A 14,894-nucleotide genomic window follows, 5' to 3' on the forward strand; every position below is an offset into this window, starting at 1 on the left:
GAACCGATTGTAGCATCGGAATGAAAACGAGAATGCGCGATTGTGTTAGCGGAGTGTAAATTATGCGCAAAACCCCGCCCCCGCAGCGAGCGGGAACGGGGCCTGGTCATGCCGTTTATTTCACCAGTTGACCTCTAGTAACGCCCAACTGATTGATTGCTTTAAGCTTGCGCCAAACCTCGGTGCCGGAGATACGGCCGTCGATGGCGGCGCGGTAGAGGGTGAGCACCTCGTGCACCTTGTCGGCGCTCTCTTCGAGAAACTCGACGCGATAGGAGCGTACGCCCAGCTCCATGAACAGGTCCAAGTACTCCGAGCCGGACTGCTCGATTGCGTTGTATACCGTATTGCGGCAGCCCTCGTCCACGCGCACCGGATGGGACATGCCGATCCGGTCCTGCAGCGACGCCCGCTTCTCTTCGCACGGACGGCCGCAGTTGGTGTAGTTCGTGCCTTCGCTCATGAACGTGCAGTAGACGCAATGCTCGGTATGGAACATCGGCATATGCTGGTGAATGACGACCTCCAGACGGGATGTGTCCGCCCGGCGCAGCATATCGACCATCTGCTGAATGTTCAAATCGTAGGAAGGCGTCACCCAGTCCAAGCCCGCTTCGCGGAAAAGATTGACCGTCTTATGGTTCGCCACGTTCAGCGAGAAGTCGCCGATCAATAGCGGATGCTCCTGCCCCGGATTCTCCATGCGATTCTTCAAATAGTAGTACAGCGCCCCGGTGTTGCGTACAAGCACGGCATCCGGCTTCAGGTTGAGAATGTTGCGATGGTAGCCGTTCTCGCCCGGCATATGAATACGCGGCGTTACCAACGCAATTCTCTTGCCCGCCTCGCGGCACACTCGAATCGCATCCGGGAACTGCTTAATAAATTCGAAGTCGGCATAGATCAGCTCGACCTCCGTCTTCGCCACCGCTTTGACCTGTTCCAGCGTCCGACACAGCGCAGTCAGCTTCACCTCGCTTGGCTTCACGCTGACATCGACCGCATCGGAATCGAAGGCATCGGCAAACTCGTCGATTTGCCGCTTCACATATTGCGGCGGCAGCTCTCGCATCGCCTCAAGCTGCTCGACGGCTTCGCGGCGCATCCGGTTCAGCTCGCTCTTGGGCACGATGACGTCGCCCTTCAGTCCGACTTCGAGCTGGTCCAGACGGTACAGAGACCCGCCCAGCCGGCCCAACTGCTCGCTCAGCACCTCATGTCCGAGCGGCCGCTTCTCCGCGCGTTCCAACGGCATTTCCGACTCTACGGCCACGGTCGTTCCCTTGCCCGTATCCGTCCAAATCGTTCTAAGCGGCACGCCCTCCTGTCCGAATACCGAGACGGCCAGCGGGAACGTGCGATACGGTTTCTCGGTTTCGAAGCTGGCGCGCAGACGGCGATCCAACGCCGGATCGCTTGTTTTCCAGATCCGGTCGCCCTCGTGCACGCGGTTGAGGTCGATGTCGTTGCGTCCCGGCACGATCTCGATTCGCAGCCCTTCCGCCGCTTCTCCCTCCAGCTTGGCTCCGGACACCCGCACGTCGTAGACGCGTCCGCCTTCTTCCTTCTTCGTCGGATCGCCCGCATCGAAAACGATGCCGTCGCCGCGTTTCAGCGGAGCTTCCAGCTTACAGATCACCGCGTCGCGCAATATTTTCTCGACTTTGCCCAGATAGACGCCGCGGCTCTTCGGGAACGTTCCTTCCACAAGCTGCTTGTTGTTCGTCCCTTCCAGAAAGCCGTGCGTAAAGCCGCGCGAGAAGCTCTGCTGCAGCTCCCGGACCTCCTCCTTCGAAGGCCCGTTCTCGTCTCCGGCGAAATATTTATCAATCTCTTTAGTGTACTTGCTGACGACGTTAGCCACATACTCGGGGCTCTTCAGCCGCCCTTCGATCTTAAACGAGGCGACGCCCGCCTCGATCAGTTCCGGCACGATGTCGATCGCGGCCAGATCTTTCGGAGACAGCAAATACGCAATGTCGCCCATCGGCTGCTGTACGCCGTCAACCATCAGATCATACGGCAGTCGGCACGCCTGCGCGCATTCGCCGCGGTTCGCCGAACGTCCGCCCCAGACCTCGGAAGTGAGACACTGTCCCGAGTAGGAGACGCACAGAGCGCCGTGCACGAACACCTCCATCGGCAGCTTCGCCTGCTCGCCGATTTTCTGAATTTGCTTCAGATTGTTCTCCCGGCCGAGCACAACCCGTTCCATCGCGAACGGCTTCGTGAATTCGACCGCCTCGGGCGACGTAATCGTCATCTGGGTCGAACCGTGGATCGGAAAATCGTGCGAAATCTCGCGGATCATTTTCACCAGGCCCAAATCCTGAACGATCACCGCATCCACTCCGGCGTCGATGCACGCTTCGATCAGCTTGCGCGCTTCCGGCAGCTCGTCCTCGAAGACGAGAATATTAAAGGTAAGAAAACCTTTTACCCCGTACTTGTGCAGAAACGCCATAATCTCCGGCAGCTCGTTCATCTGAAAATTGTGCGCCCGCGCCCGCGCGTTAAACTTCTCCACGCCGAAAAACACGGCGTCGGCCCCATTGGCCACCGCAGCCCGCATACACTCCCAATCTCCGGCCGGCGCCAGCAATTCGATATCTTCACGCCGCAAATCGGCTTTGTCCACCATGTTGTACCATCCTCCAAACCGCTCCGGACGAGCGGTATTCGCTGATCTCATTATTGCGCTTTACGACCGACCAGGTCAAGGAAATTGGGTTTCCAGCCTCTCCATAACCAAAGAGGCCGCCCCTCGTCGACTCCACGGGAGCGACAGGGCAGCCTCTCTTATTCTTGACTCCGATTTAACGAGTAAATGCGAACGTGCTGAGCGCCGCCTCCATGTTTTTCACATTAAAGTCGCTGGCGTTGGCCAAATAGTAGAACCCCCATACGTTGTACACTTTGTCGCCCTTCAGCACGAAATAATTCGTAATCCGATACGGAGTGCTGTCTTTATTGTTGGTCTTATCCTCGAAGACGACCTTCTTGGCGGTAAATCCGGCAAATTGGACGGTTGTGTTCTCGATGATTTTGATCTTGGAATTTTTCCCGGAAAGCTCTTTATAATAATCATCAATCGTCGATGTGAGCTCGCTGAATGTAACCGATTCGTCCTCCCAATAATTTACGCCTGCCCCGACCCCGGTCGTGGTGTACTCCATCTCGGTCTCTTCCAGGCTTTTCTTATCCCCTGTCCAATACTGCGGAAGCGTGATCCGATAACCGTATTTCTCGCTCGTTCTCGTCACGACGGCGCTGCGATCGATATTGTCCAATTCGTCGGCGAGTTCGCCAAAATTGCTCTCTACCGTCGCAAAATCAGCCTTCATGGAGCGAAGTACGTTATCCAACAAGTTGGACTGGGCGGCCGGGGAATCCTTCGGATAGGCTAGCTCTGTATAATAGCGGTACTCCCCCTCGATCGCGAAAATCTCGTACTCCTCCCACCACTTCTCCGTATCCCAGGAATAAGCAAGCTTCATCAACTTGGCGGACACGCCGTTCCAGACGACGTTTTTGATTTCCGGCTCCTTCCGGAAAGCAGTCGCGAAAGTCTGTTCGAAGCGAGCTTGCTTACGCTTAATCCACTCATCCAGCGTATCCCCCGGAACAAGAGAGGTGACGTCTAGGTACAGATACCCGCTATCCTCCAAGTAAAACCACGGAATGGAGGCTTCCGTGTCGGTCTTCCACTCTTTGGGAAGCTTGACGCTGAGCCCGTAATCCTCGTCGGCAAACGTCTTGAGGCCGTTGACGATCTGCGTCAAATCTTTGACCGAAACGTCCGAGCGGTTAAAGGCAGTGCGGAAGCTATCCAGCAATCCGGTGGATTTCGCCAGCTCCTGGGCCGTCTTCGCCTTCTTGCCGAAAATGACGATATACAAAGAGTCGTTGGCTTGGATTCCCCGATATTCGAAGAAGAATCCTCCCTTATTCTTCGTGGTCACCCGCTCGTAGGCTGCGGCTCCGCTTCCGACCGTCTTTTTATCGACGACTTTCTCTCCCTCGTCGAAGTAGCCGTAGATCGTATTCCGCGTTTCTTCCATCGTCAGCTTGTCCTTCGCTTCCTCGACGATAACGGCCAAGTAGTATTCCTTCTTCACATCCTCGAATACGACGATATCGCCGTCCTGCGTCTGCGAGCTCATCGTCAAACCGGTCGGATAATTCATCGACCAGCCGTAATAGCTATCTCCGATCTTGGATTTGCCGGCATCGGTGTCGATGTTCTTGCCTCCGGCGCTCTTGTCGTTGACAGACACAAACTTCAGCACGAGCTCCTGAGTCGCCGCATCTTTCGCCAACGTCGCCTCGAAGCTCTTGGCGATAATCGACAGCGGAACCATCGTGACTCCCTGTTTGCTGGCCGGAGCGACCGGAAGCGTCGTTTTCTTCCCGTCGATCGTTGCGTCTTTGCTGCCCAGAGTAACTACGATTGTATGAGTGCCGTAAGTGAGCTTAATAATTTTGTTGTTCGTCAGTTGAACCTTAGCTCCGAATCCTTTCTTATTCGTAAACACGCTGAGAGGAACCATAACGGTACCGGATTCTTGATACGGAGGTTGAATAGATACGGACTCTCCGTTGATTTTCATCTGTTTGCTGCCGACCTTCAGACGGATTTCCGTCTTGCCCGGAGCCTCATCCGCATAAGCCGGAATGGCGCTTACCGCCAACAGTACGACCGTCAGCAGAAGCATAACGAAGCCTTTTCCTTTATGAAGCATAAATAAATGAACCCCTCTCCACCTTAACGTCCCTAAATGTTAATGCCCCGAATATTCGGACAAAACCAGCTTGCGAGTCACCAAGTCTCCGTCGGACAGCAGCGTCACGTTGACGGTCTGACCCGGAAGAAACGCCTTCAGCAGCTCGTTCAGCTCGACGTTCGTCGAGACTTGTTTCCCGTTCACGGAATAGAGCTGATCCCCGGCGGAAATGCCGACTTTCCTCGCATTCGGCGAAGCGGCTTCGAGCACGGTCATCGGCTCCTCCGTTGGAAGCCCCACGACGGCCGACCAGCTCTCTTCCAGCTCCAAGCCAAGAGAGGCCCTCTTCACTTTGCCGTATTTATCGAAATGATCCAGCACGTATCGCACCGTATCCGCTGGAATGGCGAAGCCCATACTATCGATATCGACATCGACGAACTTCATCGAGTTAATGCCGACGACCTCTCCTTTCAAATTCACGAGCGGACCGCCGCTATTGCCCGGATTAATCGCCGCATCCGTCTGCAGCAAATTATAATCGGAAGAGACCGAGCGGTTCATCCCGCTGATCACGCCCACGGTGGCTGTATTGCGCAGCGAGAAGGAGACGGGCGTTCCAATCGCGATTACCGTTTCTCCCACCTCCACCTTCAGCGGAGCCGCGGCAAGCTTGGCAGGCTTGAAGCCCTTCGCATTGATCTTCACCAGAGCCAGGTCGCTTGCCGGATCGATCTGCTTGCGGGTTCCGGTATATTCCTTGCCGTCGGACGTGACGACAACGATTCGCTCCATATCCTGAACGACGTGCGCATTCGTCACAATCCATCCGTCGCTCTTGACGAATACGCCCGTTCCGTGGGATAGCGCGAACCGGCTCGCGTTTTTCTCGTCCGCCGGTTTTCCGATGATCGCCACGACCGAAGGCGATACTTTCTTGATCACGTCGGGTACGAGAGAGGCTTTCACATACAACTCGCCGTCAATGACCCGAGTCGACGGCCCTTCCTTACTCCCCGCAGCAATAACGCCGCTCGTTGACATCGTCAAAGCCAACAGCGCCGTCGCCAGCATCATGACGACTTTCCGTTGCCGATTTCCTCTCAACAACTTCCTCTCCCAACTTTTTCAAATAAACAGATTTACTTTATCATAGATTCCAGCGAATGGAAATGAAAAAATACATACGTCGAAACGTTGCACGAAATCACAAAAAAACAAGCCCAAAGCTCCGCAGCCTAGGCTTGTTTATGTATCGCGGTATTTTCCTTACCAGCCGCTGATCATCTTGAAATCAGCCGCAAGGAATACGAGAAGACAGACCGTTCCAAATCCGATTGCAAGCATGTTTTTACGAGGCCTCTGCATCAGCAGACGCACTAAACCGATTGCAATGAGAACCGTGAAAATCAACATGAAAATGTCGAAATGCGAGTATGTGCTCTCCACAGCTTCCGTTGCCGCTTCGGCTAGAAACATAAAGGGGACCTCCTTTATCTGACCTAATGAACCCATCTTTATCTATGTTAGCTTCTGAGCGTCTCCGTTGCAAGTCCAATGTTGGTCTCGTAACAACTTTGTCACACAATCCGAACCCCGGCTCGACCGACCTGCGTTAGGGTTAGTATCCGTAAGACAGAAGGATCGTATTCCAAAATCCGGTTGGGTGATAAATGATTTGCACCTGCGTTCGGATTCCAAAGAATGGGAAGTGTCGTTTTGTCCATACTAATGGAGAATCCAAGAAAGGGGCAGAACACGACATGAAACGTTATTTGCACGCTTTGCTGACCTTTACCGCGCTGGCCCTCGCCATCCCGGCGGTTGCTTCCGCCCATCCGGACGGTCATCACCACCACAATCACCAGCAGCCGGCCCGGCCGAACATCGATTGGAGCGCGATGCCTGCCGATATTCAAGCGTTAAAGACCCAGCTCGATCAAATTAAAACGGAGCAGAAAAGCTTGTTCCAACAGATGAAATCCCAGAACGAGCAGATCAGGGAAGCTGGAAAGGCACTGTCGAAGGACAAGCGCAAATCGCTCAAGCAACCTGCCAAGCAGCTGATCGAGAAAATGAAAGCCTCCAAAGAAGCGATCCGCGAAATGCGTGATCTTAAGCGTGAATCATGGAGCAGTTTCCATGAGAATGCCGAGAAGAAGCAGTGGGCTGCCGCCAAAACCGATATGGAAACGATTGTGAAGCAGAAGCGGCAAATTATCGAGAAGCAGCAAAATATCGTTAGGCTGCAGAAGCAGCTGATTACTTTGATTGGCCCTTCGGCTCAATCCTAGATTATGGGCGCCCCACTACCTGAAGATCACGCAGTGATCGGCCGCGATGCGGTCAGGCGGTGCGGGCGTCTTTCTTATTCATAGGGAGATCGCCCGTCCAAAATGGCTCTTGCCAGCTGCGTTCGGTTTTTAAGGCCGTATTTGGACAGCATCGCGTTGACATGCTTCTTCACCGCCGCTTCGCTGACGAACAAAGCGGCTGCAATATCCGAATTGCTCAGCCCTTGGGTGAGCAAGCTTGCGACCTCCTTCTCCCGCGGAGTTAGCGCCGCCATAATCGCTTCAATCGTTCGTGGAATCTCCTCTGCTGCTTCCGCTTTAGCCGCGGCCCCTGCATCCGCATTGTGGCCTTCTATGAGAGCTCCCCTTTGCGGCACCATTTTGCGTAAATAATCCTTCAATCGATTGCCGCGGGTATCAATCTCGTAGACGTAGGCCGGATATGACTCCCCGTATGCTGGATGACTTGGGACATCCGCGCATCCAAAGCCGAGCCCCTCGCAAGCATGCCGGAAATAAGCCAACGGGGGCGGCGATTGCAAAACAAGTCCCCCCTCGGCGATTTTCTCGAAAATGGCCTGCACGATTGCGCTCCTCAGACTCTCGTCCTCCAAATCGACGACATCCATGGCATAAACGAACCATCCTGCGGGATAGCGCTCGCTTCCTTCCGAAAGAATCGTCTCTCGTGTCTCGAAGTACATGCGGGATAAAGGGGCAGAGCGAAGAAAAGCGGCTGTTCCTCCATGGATGGGAACGATGGCGAATAAGCCAAGAACATTCCCTTCCTTCGAACGCACCAGCCGCACCGAATCGGGACCGGTTCTCAGAAGCTCGTTAAGCGGTAAAGCGGATAGCCGGAGCAGGCTCTCCTCCGCCGACATCTCGAACCGAAACAGCGCGCCCGTCTGGGGATCGGAGCAGCGGATACGCTGCGGCTTCGCCGTTCGCAGCCGTTCTTCGATATAGGTCTCCGCATCTGCATAGTTGGCGAAATCAATCGGCTCGAGATAATGACCGCAGTCCCTGGAATGACGCAGATGAGCCCGAAGCACCGGGCTTGAGGAAAAACGCATCAGTTGGTCAATCTCCCAGCCTTTTCCCCGCCCTGTGTGCGCTTGATCCAGCAATCGATTGTAGTGTGCGATCGTCTTGTCCGCGTATTCCGCAAACCGAGACGGCATTCTCGTTTTGAACGATGCTCGGAGCGTCTCCCAGACAAGTTCGGTCAATTGCCAGCCTCTGGGGGTCCTGTTCGTAAAAGACAAGCCGATTAACCGATCGAACTCGGCGTCGGAAACGCTGCGCCCGAGCAGTTCGCCAAGCTGCTCCTGATGGAAGCTTCTCGGCACGCTGGCGGCATATAGCAGCTCCCGCAAGGCGTTATCCGGCGCTTCGCCCAGCCATTGACGGACGCACTCCTCCGGCGGTTCCGGATTGGCGGCCATATCTCGTGACAACACCGTCTCCCCGCGCGAACCATCAAGCGAGAGATTGAGCGACAACGGATGTCCCAACGTTCTTAGCCAGATCTCGTCGAGCTGCCGCTCGTCCGTGACTCCCCGTTGACATAAATAGCCTCGGACGACCTCATAATCCAGCTCTTTCAGCGGTAATTTGACGACAATGCTGCTCCATACGGCCGAACGGCGCCACGGCCCCTCCAAAGAATGTCTCCCGGCAATTACCGTCAAAACGTTGGCATCAAGCCCTGGCAGCAGCTTCTCTCTAATCCGATGATCCAAACTGCCCATTGTCTCGAAACCGTCTATCAATAGCACAACCTTTTGTTCACGAGCTTTATCGTTAATCGCGTTAATGCAGGCTGGGATGTCAGGGATCTCCGTACTCTCGCCCAATGCTTGCAACAGCAAGCCGCAGAAAACCTCCTCGCTGCCGAAAGCCTCCTTTGCATCCACATAGGCCGCACGCGTCCCAACCCGTTCCGCCAGCTTGCCGAAGCGGTTCAACAGAAAGGTTTTGCCGATGCCGGCCGTTCCGTGCAAATTCAGGATGCGCTCGCTTCGCTCCTCCAATCCTTGCAGCATCGTCGTGAAAACATGCTGTTCGAACTCCCGTCCGACGAAATGGTCGTCCATGAGCTTGTTCATTCGTTGTCCGAGCGTTTCACCCAAGTTCCGCACCTCCGCCGCTCCGATTTTTATCGAAAAGTATACTATCAATGTAACCGAAAGGATAGCCTCGATATAGGTCCCGGCGTGGTATTTTGAAGAGGAATATCACTCGGGAGGAAATCGATATGAAGGAGTTAAAAAAGGAAGACCGGGTAACGGGCTCGGAAATTTTACTGAGGATGCTGCTGCTCGAAGGAGTCGAATGCGTCTTCGGTTATCCCGGCGGAGCCGTTCTTTATATTTATGACGCCATGCACGACAATCCGGACTTCCGCCACCTGCTGACTAGACACGAGCAAGGAGCGATCCACGCGGCGGACGGATATGCCCGCTCTACCGGGAAAATCGGAGTATGCCTCGCGACCTCCGGTCCCGGCGCTACCAATCTTGTAACAGGCATCGCAACTGCCCATATGGATTCGGTGCCATTGGTGATCGTCACCGGCAATGTCCCCTCCGACTTGATCGGTACGGATTCTTTTCAAGAAGCCGATATCGTCGGGATTACCCAACCGATTACGAAGCATAATTTTTTCGTGCGGCGGGTCGAGGATCTGGCGCGGACGATCCGGGAAGCGTTCCAGATCGCGGGTACAGGTCGCAAAGGCCCTGTGCTGATCGATATTCCCAAAGATGTCTCGGCCGCCCTGACGACGTTCGTCTACCCGGAACGCCTGAGGTTGCGGAAAATAACCCCCTCCGAGCCCGCGGACGAGCTATCGACGCAGATGGTTCGGTTGATTGAGGCCATCCGCGCTTCGGAGCGGCCTGTACTATTGGCGGGAGGAGGCGTCGTCTATTCGGAAGCGGCCGACGAGTTGGACGAATTCGTTCGGGTTACGGGCATTCCTGTCGTCACCACCTTGCTCGGATTGGGGGGCTATTCCAGCGAATCGGAGCTATGGCTCGGCATGGGCGGAATGCATGGCGCCTATGCCGCGAACGAAGCTCTGATTCAGTGCGATCTGCTGATCTCTGTCGGAGCCCGTTTCGACGATCGGGTTACGATGAGGCTGGACGGGTTTGCGCCGAATGCCTTGATCGCGCACATCGACATCGATGCTGCGGAAATCGGCAAGCTTGTGCCGACCGTCCTCGCGCTGCGAGGCGATGCAAAGGAAATTCTGGCCGACCTCAATCGCCGCATAGGCTCAGAGCTTCACCGTACTGCCGATGTCCGAGACTGGATCGATCTCCTGCTGCGTTATAAAAGGGAAATCCCGCTTAGCTATGAGCACTCGGCGAGCGTGCTGAAGCCCCAGTACGTCATCGAGATGATTTCGCGCACAACCGCAGGCGAAGCGATCGTAACGACGGACGTTGGCCAGCATCAAATGTGGACGGCCCAATTTTATCGCTTCAAGCGTCCTCGCTCCCTGATCACGTCGGGCGGGCTCGGCACGATGGGCTTCGGCTTCCCGTCCGCCATCGGCGCGCAGATCGGCAACCCGGATCGCATCGTCGTCTCTATCAACGGCGACGGAGGGATGCAGATGTGCGCCCAAGAGTTGGCCGTATGCGCCATTAACCGTATTCCCGTCAAAATCGTCGTCTTGAACAACGGTACGCTGGGCATGATCAAGCAGTGGCAGGAGCTGATCTACGAACGGCGGTACAGCCATATCGATCTGGACGGAAGTCCGGACTTCGTCAAACTGGCCGAAGCTTACGGAGTGGCTGCCGGGAGAGCAACGAGCAATGAGGAGGCGGAATCCGAGTGGCAAAAGGCGTTGGCCGAACCCGGCCCCTATCTCATAGACTTTGTCGTATCACGAGACGAACTCGTCTATCCGATGGTTCCTCAGGGAGCAAAACTGCAGGATATGATCCTAGGGAGGGAATGCCCATGACAGACAGGCATGCGATCTCCGTGCTCGTGCGCAACGATCCCGGTGTGCTCCAACGGGTGTCGGGATTGTTCTCCCGGCGCGGCTACAATATCGACAGCATCTCGGTCGGAGATTCCGGGCAGGAGCGCTGTCGCGCACGACGGTTGGAGCCCCCGGGCAGGAGCATCTGTCCCGCATGACGGTTGGAGCCCCCGGGCAGGAGCATCTGTCGCGCATGACGGTCGTTGCTCGCGGAGACGAGCCGCAAATCCGCCAAATCTGCAGCCAGCTCGGCAAGCTGCTCGATGTCGTCAAGGTCGAGCCCCTGTCCGGCAAACCGACGATCGAGAGGGAACTGCTGCTCGTCAAGCTGACAGCCGAGCCCGAGAAGAAGGCCGAGCTGTTAAGCCTCATCGAGACGTTCCGCTCTTCGATCGTCGACGTCGCGCCGCGGACTCTCATCGTTCAAGCGGTCGGCGATCGCGACAAGAACGATGCCTTCCTCCGGCTTCTGCGCCCTTACGGCATTCTCGAAATCGCTCGTACCGGGGAAACGGCGATGCTTCGGGGGTGAAATTAAAAGGGAGTTATTCGGGTTGGACGCTGTTGGCGCCGCTGTAGAGCGCTGTTAGTTCAAACCGCTGAGTGGAATGTATACGCCTTATTGATTTAAAGCGGAAAATCCGCTTTAAATTCGCTGCCGAGTCCTTTTTGGGCTAATTAAAGCGGGTTCTCCACCTTATTTTTCCCATTTTCCTTCTTTGGAGAAATTAAGTCGGATTTTCCGCTCTGAATCTGCGTAGAATTCTCTTTCGACAAAATCAGCGCGGATTTCCCGCTCTAAATTCTCGACACTCCCCTTCAACCGATGCAAACCACCAAAATTCAGCTATCTACCCCGAGAGAATATAAAGGAGCAGGCCGCGGGCCTGCTCCTTCTTAACATCTCATACAACGACGACTGCAGCGATCAAACCTTGGTCATAGCCGCTTCCGTACGAGCGCGATCCCGCTCCAGAACCGGGCCGAGATACTTGCCCGTATAGGACTTGTCGACGGCGGATACGTCCTCCGGCGTGCCGGTGGCGATAATCGTTCCGCCTCCGCTGCCGCCCTCGGGTCCAAGATCGACAAGATAATCCGCCGTCTTGATTACGTCAAGATTATGCTCGATAACGAGTACGCTCTCCCCGGAATCGACGAGACGGTGCAGCACTTGAAGCAACCGATCGATGTCGTCGACGTGAAGCCCTGTCGTCGGCTCGTCCAAAATATACAGCGTCTTGCCCGTGCTCCGACGGTACAGTTCCGCTGCAAGCTTAACGCGCTGCGCCTCTCCGCCCGACAGCGTCGTCGCCGGCTGACCCAAATCCATATAGCCGAGGCCAACGTCCATCAGCGTCTGCAGCTTGCGGTGAATGCGAGGAAGATTGACGAAAAACTCCGTCGCGTCCTCGATTGTCATCTCCAGCACTTCGGCAATATTCTTGCCCTTATATTTCACTTCCAGCGTCTCGCGATTATAGCGCTTGCCTTTGCAGATTTCGCAAGGCACGTAGACGTCCGGCAGAAAGTGCATCTCGATCTTGATAATGCCGTCGCCCTTGCACGCTTCGCAGCGGCCGCCCTTGACGTTAAAGCTAAAGCGGCCTTTCTTGTAGCCTCTCACCTTGGCTTCGTTCGTCATCGCGAACACGTCGCGGATGTCGTCGAATACGCCGGTATACGTCGCCGGATTGGAGCGCGGCGTGCGACCGATCGGAGACTGGTCGATGTCGATGACCTTGTCCAGATGCTCCAGGCCGATAAATTCCTTATACTGACCCGGTCGCGTCTTCGCCTTGTTCAAGTCGCGAGCCAGCGTCTTGTACAGAATCTCGTTCACGAGCGTCGACTTGCCGGAGCCGGATACGCCGGTCACCGCCGTGAATACGCCGAGCGGGAACTTGGCATTCAGATTCTTCAGGTTGTTCTCCTTCGCTCCCTTGATCTCCACCCATTTGCCATTCGGCTTGCGGCGGTTCAGAGGAACGGGGATGAACTTGCGGCCGCTCAGGTAAGCCCCGGTCAGCGAGCTCTCGTTCTCCATCACTTCCGACGGCGTGCCTTCGGCGATGACCTGTCCTCCGTGCTTGCCCGCTCCCGGCCCAATGTCGACGATCCAGTCGGCGGCCATCATCGTGTCCTCGTCATGCTCGACGACGATCAGCGTATTGCCGAGGTCGCGCATATGGTTCAGCGTCTGGATCAGCCGGTCGTTGTCCCGCTGATGCAGGCCGATGCTCGGCTCGTCCAGAATATACAGCACGCCCATCAGGCTGGAGCCGATCTGCGTCGCAAGTCGGATCCGCTGCGCTTCGCCGCCAGACAGCGTGCCGGCCGCGCGGGAGAGCGTCAAGTATTCGAGACCGACGTTGACGAGGAAGCCCAGCCGGTTGTTGATCTCCTTGAGAATCAGGTTGGCGATCGACAGCTCCTTCTCGGTCAGATCGAGGCCGGAGAAGAAGCGCTGCGCTTCGCCGATGGACAGCGAGGTGACGTGAGCAATATTCTGCGCGCCCACCGTAACGGCTAGCACTTCCCTCTTCAAGCGCTGTCCGCGGCACTTGCCGCAAGGCTTGGCGGACATATACACTTCGATGAACTCGCGAATGCCTTCGGAGCCGGTCTCCCGGTAGCGGCGTTCCAGGTTGTGGACGACGCCCTCGAACGGCACCTGCGCATCGCGCGTATGGCCGAATTCGTTCTCGTAGCGGAAGCGGATGCGTTCTCCGCCCGTTCCGTACAGAATGATCTGCAAATGCTTGTCCTGCAGCTGTTCGATCGGCACGTCGGTCGGTATGCCGTAATGCGCGCACACCGCGTTCAGAAATTGCGGATAATAGTTGGAGGTGCTGCCCGCCCAGGCCTCGAACGCGCCCTCTTCGATGCTCTTGGAGCGATCGGGGACAAGCAATTCGGGATCGACGATCATCTTGACGCCAAGCCCGTCGCACTCCGGACAAGCGCCGAAAGGCGAGTTGAAGGAGAACATGCGCGGAGCCAGCTCATCCATCGAGAAGCCGCACTCCGGACAAGCAAGATTGGAGTTGAACATCAGTTCTTCCTTATCGATAATATCGACGAGAACTTGACCCCCGGACAGCTTCAGCGCCATCTCAAGCGAGTCGGCAAGCCGCGTCTGCACATCGTCCTTGACGACAATGCGGTCGACGACGACCTCGATCGAATGCTTCTTGTTCTTCTCCAGCTCGATCTTCTCGGAGAGATCGCGGATCTCTCCGTTGACGCGAACGCGCACGAAGCCCTGCTTCTGAACGTCGGCCAGCAGCTTGGCGTGTTCGCCCTTGCGCCCCGATACGACAGGAGCCAGAATCTGCAGACGCGTCCGCTCGGGATATTCCATAATGCGGTCGACCATCTGCTCGACCGTCTGGGAAGTAATCTCGATGCCGTGATCCGGACAATGAGGCTTGCCGACACGGGCGTACATGAGACGCAAGTAATCGTAAATCTCCGTGACCGTGCCTACGGTCGAACGGGGGTTGCGGCTCGTCGTCTTCTGGTCGATGGAAATCGCCGGAGACAAGCCGTCTATGGAATCGACGTCAGGCTTATCCATCTGCCCGAGAAACTGACGGGCGTAAGCGGACAAAGACTCGACATAGCGGCGCTGCCCTTCGGCGTAAATCGTGTCGAAGGCGAGCGAGGATTTGCCCGAGCCGGACAGCCCGGTTAGCACGACAAACTTGTCGCGCGGAATCGTAACGTCGATGTTCTTCAGGTTATGGGCGCGAGCGCCCTTAATGACGATCTGCTCGTTAGCCAAAACGAAAAAGCCCCTTTCGCGACAAGGCGGGGGCTGCTCTTCCAGCTTGACCGTCCGCAGTCGCACTCCGTATAGGAATGTAC

General features: G+C 56.0%; 8 protein-coding genes and 1 pseudogene. 3 read left to right on the plus strand and 6 right to left on the minus strand.

Translation table 11 applies throughout. The features are described 5' to 3' along the window. Positions 1 to 115: 115 nt before the first annotated feature. The 4 genes from DFP98_RS10600 to DFP98_RS10615 all read right to left on the minus strand — a co-directional run bounded on the left by DFP98_RS10600 (position 116) and on the right by DFP98_RS10615 (position 6,203). Positions 116 to 2,641, minus strand: coding sequence for a U32 family peptidase (locus DFP98_RS10600; protein ID WP_246016491.1), 2,526 nt, complete (start codon positions 2,639 to 2,641; stop codon positions 116 to 118). Between the two features lie 175 nt (positions 2,642 to 2,816). After that, positions 2,817 to 4,742: a stalk domain-containing protein gene (locus tag DFP98_RS10605; RefSeq protein WP_116060564.1), complete on the minus strand. Its 1,926-nt coding sequence runs from the start codon at positions 4,740 to 4,742 to the stop codon at positions 2,817 to 2,819. A 39-nt stretch (positions 4,743 to 4,781) separates the two neighbouring features. Continuing rightward, positions 4,782 to 5,831 carry a S1C family serine protease gene (locus tag DFP98_RS10610; protein ID WP_246016492.1) on the minus strand — a complete coding sequence of 350 codons (1,050 nt, stop codon included), beginning with the start codon at positions 5,829 to 5,831 and terminating at the stop codon, positions 4,782 to 4,784. A 162-nt stretch (positions 5,832 to 5,993) separates the two neighbouring features. Continuing rightward, positions 5,994 to 6,203, minus strand: coding sequence for a hypothetical protein (locus DFP98_RS10615; RefSeq protein ID WP_116060565.1), 210 nt, complete (start codon positions 6,201 to 6,203; stop codon positions 5,994 to 5,996). Between the two features lie 284 nt (positions 6,204 to 6,487). On the opposite strand from DFP98_RS10615, the gene DFP98_RS10620 reads away from it, so the two are divergent. Next, positions 6,488 to 7,018 (plus strand): hypothetical protein, encoded by a 531-nt coding sequence (locus tag DFP98_RS10620; protein WP_116060566.1) that lies wholly within the window; start codon positions 6,488 to 6,490, stop codon positions 7,016 to 7,018. A gap of 74 nt (positions 7,019 to 7,092) precedes the next feature. On the opposite strand, the gene DFP98_RS10625 is transcribed toward DFP98_RS10620, so the two are convergent. Further along, a complete protein-coding gene (locus DFP98_RS10625; RefSeq protein WP_116060567.1) occupies positions 7,093 to 9,153 on the minus strand; it encodes a LuxR C-terminal-related transcriptional regulator in 2,061 nt (686 codons plus the stop codon). 125 nt (positions 9,154 to 9,278) lie between these two features. Between DFP98_RS10625 and ilvB the strand changes: the two genes are divergently transcribed. Then, the gene (gene ilvB, locus DFP98_RS10630; RefSeq protein WP_116060568.1) at positions 9,279 to 11,003 is read left to right on the plus strand and encodes a biosynthetic-type acetolactate synthase large subunit; all 1,725 of its coding nucleotides are present in this window, start codon (positions 9,279 to 9,281) and stop codon (positions 11,001 to 11,003) included. After that, positions 11,000 to 11,556: pseudogene (ilvN, locus tag DFP98_RS10635) on the plus strand (acetolactate synthase small subunit). The gene ilvB and the pseudogene ilvN overlap by 4 nt, the downstream one beginning before the upstream one ends. A gap of 396 nt (positions 11,557 to 11,952) precedes the next feature. Here the strand turns inward: ilvN and uvrA are convergent. Next, positions 11,953 to 14,811 carry an excinuclease ABC subunit UvrA gene (gene uvrA / locus DFP98_RS10640; protein ID WP_116060569.1) on the minus strand — a complete coding sequence of 953 codons (2,859 nt, stop codon included), beginning with the start codon at positions 14,809 to 14,811 and terminating at the stop codon, positions 11,953 to 11,955. Positions 14,812 to 14,894 lie beyond the last annotated feature (83 nt).

The organism is Cohnella phaseoli (genome assembly GCF_003386235.1).
Classification (GTDB): domain Bacteria; phylum Bacillota; class Bacilli; order Paenibacillales; family Paenibacillaceae; genus Cohnella; species Cohnella phaseoli.